Source organism: Bacillus sp. 41-22 (assembly GCF_025809295.1).
Taxonomy (GTDB): Bacteria; Bacillota; Bacilli; order Bacillales; family Bacillaceae_G; genus Bacillus_A; species Bacillus_A mycoides.
In genome coordinates this window covers 4,933,819-4,951,578 of the sequence record NZ_CP084035.1, presented here as the reverse complement: position 1 = coordinate 4,951,578, position 17,760 = coordinate 4,933,819, and the positions used below count along the sequence as shown (strand labels likewise).

Here is a 17,760-nt window from a genome sequence, read left to right as displayed (position 1 = left end):
TTTTCTAATTATATAGAGTGCTACAATATCGCCTAGTTTAATTTTTTACAGGCTGATTTTTAATGAAGAAGTCCATTATATAAAATACTTCGTCATCTGGGATTTGTATTTCAAATGTATTTTCAATAGGTTGCAATGCTTTTTTCACTTTCATATACATCCAGTACTCATCTTGTCTTCGTTTCTCTTTATCAGGATGAGGGAGGAGACTTTCACCTTTTTGAAGACGGTCAACCATGCAGCTCATATGCAAAATCACACCCATTAAACTGTCGGGAGTTAGCTGTAAAGAAATCAATTCTTGAATTGTATTTAATGCATAACGAATTGTTTTAATAAGTAATGCTCCATCGTTACGCTGCATTTGTTGTTCAAGAATATCAGCCATTTTTGCATATGTTTCTTCATACGTAATCAATTCTTGAATTGGTTGAATAGCTGTGTAGTTCACAATGTCTTGGAAATGATATGTTAAGCAAGGTATTTGCATATCGAAATTCGTGACGATACAAATGATATTACGCTCTTTTTTTATGTTCTCGATCATTTTCGTTAAATCTTTTTCATGAACGATGCTAATCGGAATAATTTCAATTAAGTCTTTATCAAAGCGTAAATAGTTCTCTAACATTTTTTGAATTGCTAAAGCACTTCCTTCGCCGGTTAAACAAGCTGTTAAAATCACGGATTTCATTGGCGATAGTGGCTTTTTCTTTTCTTCCTGTACGTTTAAATAGAACGGCGTTAAGTTCTTAACTGTTTCGTATAGTGCATCTAATGAATAGCCAAGCTGAGCTTTTCGAGCTGCTTCTAGTGCGTGTGGTGTACTCGTCATGGAAAGAACACGTACAGGGATTTTGAATTCAGTTTCTAATATATCACCAATATAAGCGAGAGATCCCATATCAACAAGTAAAAGAAGCCCGTTTACATTTTGAAGTGTTTTCATATACACTTTAACACGCTCTAAGAAGTCTTTTGGTGATTCATGCAAGGGCATATCGATACCAGTTACTTCATCAATACCGAGAAGTTCGTTTGCAACGTTTGCCATTTCTGTTGCGATGCCATTACCGTGTGCTAATATTAATACTTTTACTTCTGTTTGTGAGGCAGGAATTGGATCAACAACGAAGAACATTGTTAAAAAGCCAGCTTCATCAATAGGTATTGTTATTTGTAATTCTTCTTCTAATAGCTGAATACATTGCATAGCTACGGAAAAAGCTTCTTTATATTTCGTACGAATTTGATTTAATTGTGGGTGGTGAATTTGTTTCCCGCCCTGTAAACGTTGTAGAGTTGTCTGTACATGTAAACTTAAAGCGAGAAATACTTTTTCATCGAAAGTTTTAGATAAATATTTTTCAGCTAGTTCCGCAATTTTTTCACATACGGAAACGATATTACGATCCACAATTTTAAAAACATTTTCATGACTTGTTTTTTTAGATATTTGGTTAAAGTATTGGACGAAAAAGCTTTGAATATCATTTTCTATTAGTAATTCTAATTCTTCCTCTTCAATGCCGCGTGCTTGAAGTTCTTCATATTTATAATCAATATAATCGTAAATAGAAGAGCGACTTCCTTCGGGTTTTATTGTATGTTTACTCCAACCTTCATCACCTGTAAATACAAATGTTTCATTTGGTATTTGATATAGATGACGGCTCTTTCTTTCAATAAATAATCCTTCTTTCATATACCAAGGTAAATCTGTACTTGAAACACAGACAGAATCACGTTTTTTTGTTACGAAATCAGAATAAGCTTTCGCACAGGCAATTTGTACGTCCGTTTTCAATTGGCCGATGTTATTTGGACAATTGTAAAAGACGAAAGCACGCATTGTATTTGGACTAACATGAATCTCTTTCCTTAGACGAATTGCTTCATTTGTGAAAAATAGCTGTAGTAAAGCAAACCGTTCTTTATGTGTTCGCTCACGAAGTGGTGGAAGCGTAACGGTCATCGGAATACGTCTTGTAAATGTTTTTAATAAAAATGAATTTGGTTCTTCGGTTGTTGCAGTAATAATCAACACTCGTGCCTTACGTTCATTTTCCGTTTCTCCAAGGCGGCGGTATACTCCGCGATCAATAAATGTGAAGAGCATCTCTTGTCCTTCTGGAGGAAGGCGATGTACTTCATCTAAGAAGAGGATTCCTTCATGTGCTTTTTCAATTAACCCTTTTTGATCACTGGCACCTGTGTAAGCTCCTTTTTTTATCCCAAATAACTGTCCAAGTAGTAGTTGTGGATTGTTTGCATAATCAGCACAGTTAAAGACGATAAAAGGTGCATCTTTTGGAAGTTGTTCCACTTCAATTGCGTATTCGTGCATTAAAGAAGCGAACATCGATTTTCCGACACCTGTTTCTCCAAGTAGTAAAGTATGCATACCGTTTGGAGGATAGAGAATAGAAGCTTTTGCTTTTTCAATTGCAATTTTTAGGCTTGTATTTTCAATAGCAAATGTATCTAATGAAGTGCCCTTTGTTGAATGCGTTTCCAATGAAGTGTTCGTTTCTATATAAAAACGGACAGGGCGTGTACTCGTTTTTAATAAACGATTATCTTTCACAAGCTTGTTTAAATCGCTACTAACATTTGCACGGTCTAGCTGTAGAAGTGTAGCGAGTTCTGATGCTGTTATACCTTCTGTATAATTCCCTTTTTGTATTGCGTTAAAAATGAGATCTATTCGTTTCATTTCTATTCACCTCGAAACTTCATCACTATTTAAAATTCTACACAAAAATGAGAAGTGTGGGAAGAGAAAAATAAAACAGCTTTAGTACATAGGCACTAAAGCTGTTACAATCTTGTGTCTTTCCAAAAATTCACTTCGAGATGGGAAGATGGATTGTAGGGAAGTAGTTTATATCCTTGTGAGTGTAAATAATCAATTACTTTTGGGAGTATTTGCACTGTGACACTAGAATCATGCATTAAAATAACCTCTACTTGTTCATCGCTTTGATTTCGTACCCTTTCTAGTATTGCGGAAGGATTATCATAGCTTTTCCAGTCATATGTATCAATTGTCCAATCCCACATTTTATACTGGGCAGATACGAGTGCATCACGGTAATTCTTTTTTAAGTAAGGCATGCTACCGTATGGGACCCGAACGAGATGTGTATTTAAATGTGTAACTTGCTGGACAATGTTTTGGGTTTGCTCCATTTCTGCAATTAAAACAGATGGATCGCCAGTATAAAGACGTTTTACATCATGCGACATACTATGGAGACCGATATAATGTCCATCTTTAATCAATCGCTCCATCGTTTTTTTATAATGTGGCACCTTTCCGCCAATAACGAAGAAAGTTGCTTTTCCGTTCTTCTCTTTTAAAATATTTAAAATTTGTGGTGTGTATTTATTTGGTCCGTCATCAAATGTTAAGTACGCAATTTTTGTTGTAGGAGAGGTAGTTTGAATACTTTGGTAATCTTTTACTTGAATGTCTGTAGTTGCTTTTGTATTCGATGATGCGTACATAGTAATAGTTAAAAATAAAATTATACATTGAAGTAATCGCTTGATCATAACATTCACCCTCAGTTTGACAATCAAGATGTAAAAATGAAAATTTGATACTTTTTTCGTTATACGTATATCTTTCTCCAATAGAGGCACTCTCAAACAATCTATATTTTGGAAATGGGGAATAAGGATTAAAAAATAAAAAATAGCATCCTCTTATGAAAAGAGGATGCTATTTGAATATTTCATAATAGTAAAGGCTATACTACAATTAGTCTTCGCGTTTTTTCACTTTTTTATAGAAGGAAATAATTGGTTTGTAACGTTCGTGTACAAGACCGATTACTTCAGCAATTATTTCTGTAAAGAAGATTAAAATGAAAAGAAGAATAATGGATAACCATAATGTTGCACTACTGAAAATAATTGCATTTACACTAAAGAAAATACCCAATGCGTAAATAATTAGTACCGTTTTACGATGAGAGAATCCCATTGCAAGCAAACGGTGATGTAAATGCGATTTATCAGGTGCTGAAATAGGCTTTTTATTTACGATACGGCGGATAATTGCAAATGTCGTATCGAATATAGGTACACCTAAAATGATGATTGGAACGATAAAACTGAATAACGTTACGCTTTTGTATAATCCAAGTAACGATATAACAGAAATACAGTATCCTAAAAATAGTGCTCCTGTATCTCCCATGAAAATTTTTGCTGGATGGAAGTTGTAGAATAAAAATCCAATTGTACTTGCTAATGTAATCAGTGCTAGAGGTAATATAATAGCTGCTCCAGTACCCCATGGGCTAGTGAAGGCCATATATGCTAGCGTTGCAAGTACGATAGATGAAATCCCTGCGGATAATCCATCTAATCCATCAATTAAGTTGATGGCATTTGTAATACCTACAATCCAAAATACAGTAATTGGATAAGCAAGCCATCCGAGTTCAGTATCTCCAAGAATTGGAATATATAATACTTGCACTAATAATCCACTTTTTACAATCATGATGGCAACTAATAGTTGTCCACCGAATTTTACCTTCGCAGATAGTTCGTACATATCATCTAAAATCCCGATGATAACAATGATGATAGCACCTAAAGTTATCGATAACATTCTTTGTTCGTACAATCCACCGACAACAAATCCTACGGCTACACCGATGAAAATTGCTAACCCGCCAAGACGAGGCATAATTTTTTGGTGTACTTTACGCGCATTTGGCTTGTCTGTTGCTCCTATTTTGAAAGCTAATTTAATAACTAAAGGAGTAACGACGAGTACAGTGATGAAAGATGCCAAAATGGCATAAATCACTTGTGAGTCCATTAATACCCCACCCTTTATAGTTTAACGTAATTTTTCTAATTGTATTTATCTGAAAATTATGATGTTTATTTACAGGCTCATAACATATGGTATCACAAAAAGATTAGAATTCAATCTTTTTTTCTTTCGGCTGTAAAGGGGAGTGAATAGAATATATGACAATTGGATATGGAATGTTGTGTCCTTAGAGAAGGTTGATCTCATATTGTGGCTTGTAATGTGACATTGTACTTCCCTCTCATATAGCGATGACTTTTGTTTCAGTATTATAAGTGTTGCACGTAAAATTGAGTAAGTTCCGTGTTAAAATGTGGGAATTTACATTTTGTATATATTGCATCATTTAACTTTACAAAATCTTAAAAAATAATAAAAAAACAATTCATATAATAAAGAAGTGAAAGAGTTTTCTCATTTTTAGTGTGAGAGGGGGAAGCACAGGGAGAATTCTGTGTATTCGTATATTTTCTTATGTATATTCCTGTGCGAAAGGAAAATGAAAATTACGATAATAGGTACCGGATATGTTGGATTGATTACGGGAGTAGGATTGGCGAGATTGGGACATTCAGTCACATGTTTCGATATAAATAGTGAAAAAATTGAACGGATTAAACAAGGCGAGTTACCTATTTATGAATGTGGATTAAGTGAATTAATAAATGAAGCATACGAGAATAATCATTTAACTTTTACAGCAAGTAAATCAACGGCATTTAATGATGTAGAGTTTATATTTATTGCAGTTGGAACGCCATCTTTATTAGATGGAACAGCAGATTTAACGTATATTCGTAGCGCTTGTGATGATATTGGAATATATGTGAATAACGATATTATTGTTGTTACGAAAAGTACGGTTCCTGTAGGGACAAATGATGTAATGAGAGAATGGATTGAGGATAAACTACAAGGTAGACATGAATTATATATTGTATCGAATCCAGAGTTTTTAAGAGAAGGTTCTGGTATTTATGATTTTTTTCATGGTGATCGTATCGTAATTGGAGCATGTAGTGAAGAAGCTGCAAGGAAAGTAGAGAATTTGTACAGTAAATTAAGCTTACAAACGTATATTACAGATATTCGAAGTGCTGAGATGATTAAATATGCATCTAATGCTTTTTTAGCTACGAAGATTAGTTTTATTAATGAAATTTCTAATATATGTGAGCAAGTGGGTGCAGATATAGTAGATGTAGCTACAGGGATGGGGATGGATAAGAGAATTGGTGCATCTTTTTTAAATGCAGGCATCGGATATGGAGGATCTTGTTTTCCAAAAGATACGAAAGCACTTGTGCAAATTGCAGGGAATGTTTCTCATGATTTTCGCTTGTTGAAAGCAGTCATTGAAGTGAATAATAAACAACAGTTGTTGTTAGTTGAAAAAGCGAAGAAAATTATAGATATGAAGAAGAAGCTAATTGCGGTTCTTGGTGCAGCATTCAAACCGAATACTGACGATATTAGGGAAGCGCCATCTCTTATTATAATAGAGGAATTAATTAATATAGGTGCGGATGTGGTTTTATATGACCCGCAAGCTATTCAAAATGTAAGAAGTTTATTTGGAAATACGATACGATACACTGAGTGTATAGATGAATCGATTAGAGAGGCGCATGCAGTTTTTATCGTAACAGAATGGGAATCAATTCGAAATTATCCGCTAGAAAAGTATGCACAGCTTATGAGGGAACCTATTCTATTTGATGGGAGAAATTGTTATACTAATGAGGATGCCGAGAAGCATGGATTAGATTATTACTCAGTTGGGCGAAAAGGCGCCTGTAATAGTAATGTTTCTCAGGTGCGTTAAAAAGTGTATTTTCACATGCATATTTTTATATGCGATAATAGAAGTTTTAACTAGTGAAAGAAAAGAGGCAATGAAATGACTGAACGTTTAAAAGTAATGACAATTTTCGGGACACGACCAGAAGCAATTAAAATGGCACCTCTTGTATTAGAGTTGCAAAAGCACCCAGAAAAGATTGAATCAATTGTGACTGTAACAGCACAACACCGTCAAATGTTAGATCAAGTATTAAATATCTTTGGAATTACGCCAGATTTCGATTTGAATATCATGAAAGATCGTCAAACGTTAATCGATATTACAACACGTGGTTTAGAAGGTTTAGATAAAGTAATGAAAGAAGCGAAGCCTGATATCGTACTTGTGCATGGTGATACAACGACGACATTTATTGCAAGCTTAGCTGCTTTTTATAATCAAATTCCAGTAGGACATGTTGAAGCAGGACTTCGTACATGGGATAAGTATTCTCCATATCCAGAAGAGATGAATCGCCAACTAACAGGTGTAATGGCGGATCTTCATTTCTCACCTACAACAAAATCAGCAACGAACTTACAAAAAGAAAATAAAGATGAGTCACGCATTTTCGTAACAGGAAATACAGCGATCGATGCACTGAAGACAACTGTAAAAGAAACTTATAGCCATTCGGTGTTAGAGAAACTTGGAAATGATCGTCTTGTACTTATGACAGCACACCGTCGTGAAAATTTAGGAGAACCAATGCGCAATATGTTCCGTGCAATTAAGCGTCTTGTTGATAAGCACGAAGATGTACAAGTTGTATACCCTGTTCATATGAATCCTGTTGTTCGCGAAATAGCGAATGATATTTTAGGCGAGCATAGCCGTATTCATTTAATTGAGCCGTTAGATGTAATTGATTTCCATAACGTTGCAGCTCGTTCATACTTAATGTTAACTGATTCTGGTGGTGTACAAGAGGAAGCACCATCACTAGGTGTGCCAGTCCTTGTCCTTCGTGATACGACGGAACGCCCAGAAGGTATCGAAGCAGGTACGCTGAAATTAGCAGGAACAGATGAAGAGACAATCTTTGGTCTTGCTGATGAGTTGTTATCTGATAAAGAAGCTCATGATAAGATGACGAAAGCATCTAACCCTTACGGCGATGGTCGTGCATCTGAGCGTATTGTAGAAGCGATTTTACAACACTTTAAGAAGTAACAACAATTGCGTGAAATAAAAAGAGCCAAATCGTATACGATTTGGCTCTTTTTTTATTCATGATTCCTCATAATCCACTCTGCATGAGCATTTGTAGAAGGGGGAGGAGGCGGTGGTGTTTTGTTCTCACTCGGCTCCTTCTTTGCTTTTGCGCTGGAGTTAGAATTTGAATCGGAATTTGTATTCTCATTTTTCGTAGTCTCTGTTGGAACTTTTGCTTTTTCTCCTATTTCCTTTTCAATTTCGTTACGTACAGTCTCTACACTGATTGGATCTGGAAGGAAGTAATAAATACCGCCAATTTTTCTGTCTTCTCCTTCAAGTTTTAACGTTTGTATTGTAGAAGGGTCGAATCCAGAGATTTTATTGTAAAGAGCAAGTCCGTCTGAAATAGGAATATCGGTTTTTATATATTTTCCAACTACCTTTGTTAAATCTTTAATTTTAAATACGGTAGAAGCAGAGTTTAGCTTTTGGGCAACAGCAGCCAGTACTTGTCTTTGTCTAGCAGCTCGACCATAATCACCGTTAGGATCTTGCTTTCGCATACGGACGTATGCGAGTGCTTCTTCACCATTTAAGTTCTGTTGACCTTGTTTAAATTGGATTTTTTTATAGTAATCCACGTCAGAGCGTTCCCAGAAATCGAAGGGGACATCAACGGTAATACCGTCAACAGCATCAACGATACCTTTAAATCCTTGGAAATCAATTTTAATATAATGATCAACAGGAACTTTTAAAAACTCTTCGACGGTGTCGATTGCCATTTTTTCTCCACCGTAAGCATGGGCAGCGTTAATTTTGTCTTCTTTATTTTTGCCAACAATCTTAACACGAGAATCGCGTGGGATACTCATAAGTGAAACCTTTTTTGAGTTTGGATTAACTGTCGCGAACATGAGTGAATCTGTTCGGCCGTTTTGACCATCTGTTGCGTAATCCTCAATACCCATAATTAGTATTGTGAAAGGTTTTTTTGTGATTTCCACATCTTCTGCTCGTAATTTAGATTTTTCACGGCTAAATCCACTGTACATCCCCATGAGAGAAGTGTAGGAATTTAACATATAAAGTCCTACGCTACCAAATAAAAATGCGAAAATAAGAAAGAAGAAAAACTTTCTTCTACGTTTCTTTTTTATTCTGCTATTTTGGAGATGATAATAACGTTCTTCCATATATAATCTCCTTATTCATTTGTAGGGAATTAATTCACTACATTAATCTTTAAAGGCGATACGTTAGCTATTCTTAGATAACGTCTTGTTCTAAGTACAACATATCTCCTTCTTTAATTGTACACTTCCCGTTTGTTAATTCAATCATCCAATCTGTAAATGTTTGTTTTCGATTTTCTTCTACATACGCATCGAATGTGACGTTTTCTAGATAATGTATATCTTTAATGTTATATTCTGAATTACGTAATTCATTTTCAACTTTGCCAAGCAATGTGTAATCAATTTCTGTTTCCATAACGCGCATTAGTTTTCGCTCAACAACGCCTACGTGATTAAGACCTTCACTTGTACACTTTCCATATGCACGAATTAATCCGCCAGCACCAAGTTTAATACCGCCAAAATAGCGCGTAACGACGACGACAGTATCTTTTAGACCTCGCTTTTTTAATACCTCTAACATAGGTACACCAGCTGTGCCGCTCGGTTCGCCGTCATCGTTTGCCTTTTGAATTTGATCTTGTTCACCGATTAAATATGCGGAACAATTATGTGTTGCATTCCAATGCTGTTTTTTTATTTTTTGTATAAATGCTTGAGCTTCCTCTTCCGTTGTGGCGCGATTCACATAGCAAATGAATCTTGATTTTTGAATCACAATTTCGTGCTCTCCATAGCCTTTTATTGTTAAATATTGTAATAACAATGGTATACGCCCCTATCTTTCAAAATAACTAGTACTTTACATTTTAAAAGCGAGCGTTTTTATATTCAAACATTTTTTACAAATATGTTGAAATTTTTGGTGAGTATTTTATCTTTTTGTTGTAATTTGTCGAGCGAGTGATTGTAGTTTCTAGCCGGCATTTTTATGTATGGATGCACCTTTTCTAGTTTTCGTGTAAAATTAGGGGATAAAAATTTTTTATAAGGCAGGTACGAAAATGAAAACAGCTATTGTTACCGATAGTACAGCATATATACCGAAGCATATTCGTGACGAACTCAATATATATATGATTCCATTAAACGTTGTGTTTGGAACGGAATCTTATCAAGAAGAGGCTGAAGTTTCAGCAAATGATTTTTATATAAAAGTACGTGAACAAGAAGAACTTCCGAAAACTTCGCAACCAGCAATTGGAAAGTTTTTAGAGTTATATGAAGAGTTATCTAAAGAATATGATGCAGTTATTAGCATTCACCTTTCCAGTGGAATTAGTGGTACATATCAAACAGCAACGGCAGCTGGACAGATGGTAGATGGTATTGATGTATATACGTACGACTCTGAAATTAGTTGTGAAGTACAAGGGTTTTACGTGCGTGAAGGGGCGAAATTAGTAAGTGAAGGGAAAGCCCCAGAAGAGATTATCGCTCGCTTTGATGAAATGAAGCAAACGATGGATGCTTATTTTGTAGTGGATGATTTACATCATTTACAACGTGGTGGAAGATTAAATAGTGCACAAGCTTTCATCGGTAGTTTGTTACAAGTAAAACCAGTATTATACTTTAGAGATAAAGTAATTATTCCATTCGAAAAAATTCGTACGCGTAAAAAAGCGTTAAAGCGTATCGTTGAAATCTTTGATGAGCAGGCAAATAAAGGTGTGCCTATGGAAGCTGTTATTATTCATGCGAATCGTGAAGAGGAAGCTAATGAATGGAAACAAGAATTAGAAGAGATATACCCTCATGTTACAATTCGTACGAGTTATTTCGGAGCTGTAATTGGGACGCATTTAGGTGAAGGTGCGCTTGGTTTAGGTTGGTATACGAAGTGATAAAGATATAAAAGCTCTCTTACTTGAAGAGGGTTTTTTTACGGGGATTTGACAAGTTAATATTTGGAAATGGTAAAATGTATGTAAAATTAAATAATGAGGAAAGTTTTATTACTTACTTTTTACAAGAAACTATATTATAATAGAAGAGAGGTGAAACATATGGAGCATAATTCTTGTTTATGTCCAAAGTTTGAGTCAGCTTTTACAATGCTTAGTAAGAAATGGACTGGCTTAATTATTAAATCTTTGCTCGAAGAGCCGAAACGTTTCAGAGAAATCGCAGATATTATACCGAATATGAGCGATCGTATGTTGTCAGAACGTTTAAAGGAATTAGAAGGCGAAGGTATTGTAGTTCGTAATGTTTATCCAGAAGTACCAGTTAGAATAGAGTACGGTGTAACTGATAAAGGGAAAGCGTTGGAAAGTGTTATGGATGAGGTCCAAAATTGGGCTGAGAAATGGATGAAGTAACGTTTCTATTTCATTCATATTGGAGTATTTTCAAAACGTAAGGGGTTCCCTTACGTTTTTTTTCAATCCTATAAAAAACGGTGTAAGGCTCTTAAAATTCTACATATATATACAAATTTAGATATACTTTGCTATAGAGATAAATGTAATATTACATTTATTTTACAAAACCGTAACATTAGCAAAAAAACTCCCGAATTATGGTATAAATTTTAATAGGTTATATACGGAAAATGAAAAAAGAAAGCGGTGTAAAAAATAAAATGAAAAAGCTAAAAATGGCATCTTGCGCATTAGTTGCAGGGTTAATGTTTTCAGGGCTAACACCAAATGTATTTGCAGAAGATAAAATTTCTGACGTGAAATCACAAATTAACACACAAAATGATACTTTACATAAACAACAACAAGAACGTGATGAATTACAAAAACAAATGAATGACTTAAACAAAACAATCCAAGGTTTGGATAAGTCTGTTCAAGAGAACGCTTCAAAACTTGATGAAACAACAAAAAAAGTTTCTGATACTGAGCAATTAATCGAAAATAAAAATAAAGATATTGCAGAACTACAAACAAAGATTGCAAAACGTGAAGAGTTATTAAGAAAACGTTTAGTTGCACTACAAGAACAGCCAAATACGAACATTGTAACAGAAGTTCTTGTAAACTCTAAAAACGTTGCAGATTTAGTTGATCGTTTAGCTTCTGTGTCTAAAATTATGGAATCTGACGAAGATATCATGAAAACACAACAAGAAGATCAAACGAACGTGAAAAAAGATGTTGAGACAGTAAAAGAAAAACAAAAAGAATTAAAAGAAGCACAAGCTCAAATTGAAACTGCTAAGAAAGAACTTGACGTTGAAAAAGAGAAAAAAGCAACAGCAGTAAACGATTTAAGCGGTAAAATGGATACAGTTGTAACTACAATGACAAGTACGGAAGGTCAATTGAAAGAGCTTGAACAACAGGCATTAAAATTACAACAAATCGCTGAAAAAGAAGCGCAAGAAAAAGCTGCACAAGAAGCTGCTGCTCAAAAACAAGCAGAACAAGCTGCTAAAGAAGCACAAGCACAACAAGCTGCGCCAGCGCCAGTACAAGAAGCTGCACCAGCAAACAATGCTGGACAAGCTCAAAAAGAAGAGCCTAAAAAAGAAGAGCCTAAAAAAGAAGAGCCTAAAAAAGAAGAGCCTAAAAAAGAAGAGAAAAAGCCAGCACCACCAACTCCACCAACTGATGGTGTGATTGGTAAAGCACAACAATACTTAGGTTTACCATATGTTTGGGGGAGTGCATCTCCATCAAACGGTGGTTTTGACTGTAGTGGATTCATTTCTTACGTATTTGGTGTAGGTCGTCAAGACGTTGCAGGTTACTGGAACTCAGTTTCTAAAGTAAGTAGCCCACAACCTGGAGATTTAGTATTCTTCCAAGGTACTTATAAAGCAGGTCCATCTCACATCGGTATTTACGTTGGTAACGACCAAATGATTCATGCTGGTGATAAAGGGATTGCTTACGCTAGCTTAAGCAGTAGCTACAACCAGAAACATTTCTTAGGATACGGTAGATTCTAGGATTTATAACTGAATAAAAAACGTGTATAAAGTCGATAGCTTACTATTTTATAAGTAGGTTATCGGCTTTTTTGAGTTTTTACGAGATAAAGAGAAGGATTTATAGTAGTGCTGGAGGTGGCTATTGATGATGTTAGCTGGTAGACAGTTACTGTTAGAAGAACTCTCTTCAGATTTGCAGAATAAATTGGATCATCTGAAAAAGCACCGAGAAGTCGTTTGTGTGCAAGGGGTAATTAAGAAGTCTTCAAAATATATGTGTCAGCGCTGCGGAAATATAGAGCAGCGACTATTTGCGTCATTTTTATGTAAGAGGTGCAGTGAAGTATGTGCGTATTGCCGTAAGTGTATAACGATGGGAAGGGTCAGTGAATGTGCTGTACTTGTGCGCGGGATTGCTGAAATACAAGGAGAAAGTTATTTGAATCCGTTACAGTGGGAAGGCATTTTGTCTGACGGTCAGGAGTTAGCTGCGCAAAGTGTCGTTGACGCTGTTAAGCAGAAAGAATCATTTTTTATTTGGGCGGTGTGCGGGGCTGGAAAAACAGAAATGTTGTTTCGCGGAATTGCAGAGGCACTACAAAAGGGAGAAAGAGTTTGTATTGCAACGCCGAGAACGGACGTTGTACTTGAATTAGCACCAAGATTACAAGAAGTGTTTCCAAATATAAATGTAGCTGCTTTATACGGAGGGAGTTTAGACCGAGAAAAAGATGCGGCGTTAATCGTTGCAACTACACATCAATTGTTACGTTATTATAGGGCGTTCCATGTCATGATTGTAGATGAGATAGATGCTTTTCCGTATCATGCAGATAAGATGTTGCAGTATGCAGTAAACGAAGCGATGAAAGAGAAGGCAGCACGTATTTATTTAACTGCAACTCCAGATGAAAAGTGGAAGCGTAAGTTGCGAAGTGGTAAGCAAAAAGGGGTTATTATTTCAGGGCGATACCATCGTCATCCATTGCCAGTTCCGATATTTCGGTGGTGCGGAAATTGGAAAAAGGGTCTTATACATAAAAAAATTCCTCGTGCTTTATTACAATGGTTAAATCTGTACTTATCGAAACGATACCCCATTTTTCTATTTGTTCCTCATGTGCGATATGTAGAAGAAATTAGCCAGTTATTAAAATCATTAAACAATCAAGTTGACGGTGTGCATGCAGAAGATCCGGCGAGAAAAGAGAAGGTAGCAGCTTTCAGAAAAGGAGAAATCCCTTTATTAGTTACAACGACGATTTTGGAACGGGGAGTAACTATTAAAAATTTACAAGTTGCAGTTTTAGGAGCTGAGGAAGAAATATTTTCAGAAAGTGCTCTCGTTCAAATTGCAGGGCGTGCTGGCAGAAGCTCTGATGAACCGCATGGAGATGTTATCTATTTTCATTATGGAAAGACAGAGGCGATGGTGCGTGCGAAAAAACATATTCAAAGTATGAATAAGAATGCTAAAGAACAAGGATTGATAGATTGATGCATTGTCTACTTTGTGATGAGTATATTTCATATGCGATTAGTTGGTACACTTTTTTTGTTAAGCTTCATAAAAAGTATATATGTGATAGATGTGAACAAAAACTTTCCTATATTATAGGAAATATTTGCAAGGAGTGTGGTCGGCATTTAGAACTCGTACCAGCTGAATATAAAAACGGGGATATTTGTATGGACTGCATAAGGTGGACGAACGAGCAGGGGTTTCCGTCTCTCATAAATCGTTCGTTGCATATGTATGATGAAGGGATGAAAGAAATATTAGCACAGTTTAAATTTCGAGGAGATGCTGAATTAGTGCATATTTTTCATCAGCCTTTTCGAAGTCTTTTTCAAAAATATTTTGCGAATGTTTCAGTTGCCATTCCGGTCCCTCTTAGTGAAGAGCGAGAATACGAGCGTGGTTTTAATCAGGCGGAGTTACTAGCTTCTTGTTTGCCTATCAAAATGTTTTGTACATCATTAAGAAGAATAGAAACAGAAAAACAAAGTAAGAAGAAGCGTAAAGAAAGGATATCGGGAGTTAATCCTTTTTATTTTCAGGGAGAAGAGATGTTTCATGAGCAACACGTTTTAATCGTGGATGATGTGTATACGACAGGAATTACTGTTAGGCAAATTGGAAGCCTTTTGTATGATCGAGGAGCGAGAGAGGTTTCTTGTTTGACGCTTTGTAGAGGTTAATATGTGAATGTCGAAAGGAGTAATAAAAAGACGACAGGTCTTCTTTGACTTACAGTCTTGTCATTCGCTATAGTCAGAATATGGGGCGAATGCCCTGATTTTAAGAGTGAAGGGAATGGAATGAACATGCAAGGACGAGTAAAATGGTTCAATGCAGAAAAGGGATTTGGGTTTATTGAGCGTGAAGATGGTGACGATGTGTTTGTTCATTTTTCTGCTATTCAACAAGATGGGTATAAGTCGTTAGAAGAAGGTCAACAAGTGGAGTTTGATATTGTTGATGGAGCACGTGGGCCACAAGCGGCTAATGTTGTGAAACTGTAAAAATTAAGTTTTTGGAAAAGATAGAGCTGTATTTTTAGCAGCATTATATAGATGGCGAAAGCTCTTGCTCGTAACAAGGGCTTTTTTGTTTTAGAGGAGTTGTCAAAAAGTTGTTTCTTTTCTGTAACTAATTGTCCACAGTTACATTCGTTATTCACGATGTTAATAGGATAAAATAAAGATAGAAACGATGCATCTTTTCATTTCAACAAAAAACGATAAAAAAATCGCAATTCCACTAATTTTTTAAAAAAATTAGAAGGAGTTTTTAAGCCAATGTCGAAATTATAGTACATAGGCTTGAAAGGAGGAATTCATCTATGAAATTCAACATTCGTGGTGAAAATATTGAAGTAACTCCAGCATTAAAGGAATATGTAGAGAAAAAGCTAAGTAAATTAGAGCGTTATTTTGATACATTCCCAGAGATTAAGGTTAATTTAAAAGTATACTCTGACAAGCAACGTATTGAGGTAACAATTCCATTTACAGATTTATTACTTCGTGCAGAAGAAACAAATAGCGATATGTACGCTGCGATTGATTTAGTAGTTGATAAAATTGAGCGACAAATTCGTAAACATAAAACAAAGGTAAACCGTAAATTACGTGAGAAAGGTTCTATGAAAACTAACTTTATCCTTCCGGAAGCAGTAGCTGTTCTGGATGCGGTAGAAGAGGATGAATTAGAACTTGTACGTACAAAACGATTCGATTTAAAACCGATGGACGTTGAAGAAGCGATCTTGCAAATGGATATGCTAGGACATAGTTTCTTCGTCTTCACAAATGCTGATACAAATGAAACTAATGTTGTATATGGCCGTAAAGATGGGAAATATGGTTTAATCGAAACTAAATAATCATTCAAAAGCGCAGCCGAAATGGCTGCGCTTTTTTTATACGTTTTAGTGGTTGTATTGAGATTTTGAGTGTGATTATCTCTACAAGTATTTCCTTGCCATGAGCATACTAATTTTGTTTAATTTAACAAAATTTTATAATTGTAAATAAAATGTTAAGTCTTCTGAAATTAATTGATAGTGCATTTTGGTTTTGATATCTTAATATTGTATTATAAGGATTTGCTTTATTCCTTCAGTGAAAAAATAAAATCAATATAATGCTACAAATTATCGGAGGTGTTTTTAGTGAGTATTAAGAAAAAAAGTCGTTTTATGTTTGGGTCTGTTTTATCTTTAGGTATTTTAGCTAGTACTTTTGCTTTAACCGAACCGGCCAAGGCTGATACTAAGGCTAATACAAGGGATGATCATGTGGAATTTACCTTTAGACTTTGGAATGCATATGATTATACTAATGCACGTCCTAAAGAGAATGATACTTCTATGTATATGCGTGTGAAGAGCAGTGAGAAGGGCGGTGGTTCTTTCAATGTTTGGACAGAAGCGGATAAAAATAAAAATGCAGAAAATAGAAAATGGGTAAATGTTTCAGGTGATTCAGGTAAGCATGAAGGAGAAGTGCAACCAGGTAAAACATATCTTTTCAAAAATTATGCATATGAAAACTATGGGAAAAATGTTCCTGTTAGATTTGGTGGTTATTCTAGAGAAAATAATGCTTATCCTACTGCTTGGAGCCCTGATAGTGTAAGACCTAATGGACCTTACATCGAATATTGATTTAGAAATTATAAATTGAAATTATTTATTTTGTAGCGCTAGAAAAAGTCGTATAGTTTCTAATCTAGATTATACGACTTTTTCTGCTATTTAATTTTTAAAAATAGGAGGAGCTGTAATGAAACTTATTTCAAAATATATTTTAGTTTGTTTTTTTATATTGAGTATTAGTTTCTTAGTTTCTTGTCAAAAGAAAGTAGATGAACTTATTGTAAATATTGAAGATACTTTAACGGAAAAAGGAAATTTAAAAAGTATTCAGTTGCAAGAAATTAAGAAAAATACTATTTATGAACAAGTATTTTTTGGGAATGAAAATGGTAATGATTTCTTTCAAGGTCAAATAGATAGAAATGATATTGCAATAGAAGATAAGCTTTTAGATAAAAATTTAAAGTCAGGAGTTATACCAGAAAATTATTATGTTTTTTTAACGGGTGTTACGAATAAGAAAAAACCAACGTATCTTTTGGGACGGATTGAACAAATTGATGGAAAAGTAATTCAGTGGAAACAAGAAGTTAAGAGTGTACAAAGAAAAGATGCAAATGGTGTTTATCAGTATGATGTTTATCAGTATGAAGTTGAGTTTCCTAAATTTGAAGGAGAGAGAGCAAATGTTTCTTTTCGTTACATTTGGTTAAATAAAGAAAATAAATGTTATGGTGTTGCGGATCAATTATTCATATTAAAAAAGATTTAAATTTAATTAATGGTTTATG

The 17,760-nt window shown here is 35.0% G+C and carries 16 protein-coding genes; 11 read left to right on the top strand and 5 right to left on the bottom strand.

From position 1 onward, the window contains the following. Positions 1 to 37: 37 nt before the first annotated feature. The 3 genes from LCF45_RS25570 to LCF45_RS25560 all read right to left on the bottom strand — a co-directional run bounded on the left by LCF45_RS25570 (position 38) and on the right by LCF45_RS25560 (position 4,840). Positions 38 to 2,716 (bottom strand): sigma-54-dependent transcriptional regulator, encoded by a 2,679-nt coding sequence (locus tag LCF45_RS25570; RefSeq protein ID WP_002034748.1) that lies wholly within the window; start codon positions 2,714 to 2,716, stop codon positions 38 to 40. A 104-nt stretch (positions 2,717 to 2,820) separates the two neighbouring features. Next, complete coding sequence (locus LCF45_RS25565) at positions 2,821 to 3,558, bottom strand: polysaccharide deacetylase family protein (protein WP_002129943.1); 738 nt, start codon at positions 3,556 to 3,558, stop codon at positions 2,821 to 2,823. 208 nt (positions 3,559 to 3,766) lie between these two features. After that, positions 3,767 to 4,840 (bottom strand): glycosyltransferase family 4 protein, encoded by a 1,074-nt coding sequence (locus tag LCF45_RS25560; RefSeq protein WP_000378307.1) that lies wholly within the window; start codon positions 4,838 to 4,840, stop codon positions 3,767 to 3,769. Positions 4,841 to 5,291: 451 nt separating this feature from the next. On the opposite strand from LCF45_RS25560, the gene LCF45_RS25555 reads away from it, so the two are divergent. Beyond that, positions 5,292 to 6,662, top strand: coding sequence for a UDP-glucose dehydrogenase family protein (locus LCF45_RS25555; RefSeq protein WP_318668820.1), 1,371 nt, complete (start codon positions 5,292 to 5,294; stop codon positions 6,660 to 6,662). Positions 6,663 to 6,737: 75 nt separating this feature from the next. Then, a complete protein-coding gene (wecB, locus tag LCF45_RS25550) occupies positions 6,738 to 7,853 on the top strand; it encodes a non-hydrolyzing UDP-N-acetylglucosamine 2-epimerase (RefSeq protein ID WP_002034751.1) in 1,116 nt (371 codons plus the stop codon). A 53-nt stretch (positions 7,854 to 7,906) separates the two neighbouring features. On the opposite strand, the gene LCF45_RS25545 is transcribed toward wecB, so the two are convergent. Further along, positions 7,907 to 9,034 carry an LCP family protein gene (locus LCF45_RS25545; RefSeq protein ID WP_002016146.1) on the bottom strand — a complete coding sequence of 376 codons (1,128 nt, stop codon included), beginning with the start codon at positions 9,032 to 9,034 and terminating at the stop codon, positions 7,907 to 7,909. Between the two features lie 73 nt (positions 9,035 to 9,107). Next, positions 9,108 to 9,743: a YigZ family protein gene (locus LCF45_RS25540; protein WP_033731072.1), complete on the bottom strand. Its 636-nt coding sequence runs from the start codon at positions 9,741 to 9,743 to the stop codon at positions 9,108 to 9,110. 238 nt (positions 9,744 to 9,981) lie between these two features. Here LCF45_RS25540 and LCF45_RS25535 point away from each other — a divergent pair, with 238 nt between their 5' ends. From LCF45_RS25535 to LCF45_RS25495, 9 genes are all read left to right on the top strand, one after another. Next, positions 9,982 to 10,824, top strand: coding sequence for a DegV family protein (locus tag LCF45_RS25535; protein ID WP_002016143.1), 843 nt, complete (start codon positions 9,982 to 9,984; stop codon positions 10,822 to 10,824). Positions 10,825 to 10,986: 162 nt separating this feature from the next. Next, a complete protein-coding gene (locus LCF45_RS25530) occupies positions 10,987 to 11,301 on the top strand; it encodes a winged helix-turn-helix transcriptional regulator (protein WP_002089608.1) in 315 nt (104 codons plus the stop codon). A 233-nt stretch (positions 11,302 to 11,534) separates the two neighbouring features. Then, positions 11,535 to 12,884 (top strand): C40 family peptidase, encoded by a 1,350-nt coding sequence (locus tag LCF45_RS25525; RefSeq protein ID WP_199626989.1) that lies wholly within the window; start codon positions 11,535 to 11,537, stop codon positions 12,882 to 12,884. A gap of 130 nt (positions 12,885 to 13,014) precedes the next feature. Beyond that, the gene (comFA, locus tag LCF45_RS25520; protein ID WP_078206576.1) at positions 13,015 to 14,364 is read left to right on the top strand and encodes an ATP-dependent helicase ComFA; all 1,350 of its coding nucleotides are present in this window, start codon (positions 13,015 to 13,017) and stop codon (positions 14,362 to 14,364) included. Beyond that, positions 14,364 to 15,068: a ComFC family protein gene (locus LCF45_RS25515; RefSeq protein WP_078177895.1), complete on the top strand. Its 705-nt coding sequence runs from the start codon at positions 14,364 to 14,366 to the stop codon at positions 15,066 to 15,068. The genes comFA and LCF45_RS25515 overlap by 1 nt, the downstream gene beginning before the upstream one ends. Positions 15,069 to 15,194: 126 nt before the next feature. Further along, entirely contained in the window at positions 15,195 to 15,392 is a 198-nt protein-coding gene (cspC, locus tag LCF45_RS25510) for a cold shock protein CspC (RefSeq protein ID WP_001990088.1), read from the top strand. A 320-nt stretch (positions 15,393 to 15,712) separates the two neighbouring features. Further along, on the top strand, positions 15,713 to 16,255 hold the full coding sequence (gene hpf, locus LCF45_RS25505) for a ribosome hibernation-promoting factor, HPF/YfiA family (protein WP_002089603.1): 543 nt from the start codon (positions 15,713 to 15,715) through the stop codon (positions 16,253 to 16,255). Between the two features lie 288 nt (positions 16,256 to 16,543). Beyond that, a complete protein-coding gene (locus LCF45_RS25500) occupies positions 16,544 to 17,038 on the top strand; it encodes a hypothetical protein (RefSeq protein ID WP_002184661.1) in 495 nt (164 codons plus the stop codon). Between the two features lie 118 nt (positions 17,039 to 17,156). After that, a complete protein-coding gene (locus LCF45_RS25495) occupies positions 17,157 to 17,741 on the top strand; it encodes a hypothetical protein (protein ID WP_263894360.1) in 585 nt (194 codons plus the stop codon). Positions 17,742 to 17,760 lie beyond the last annotated feature (19 nt).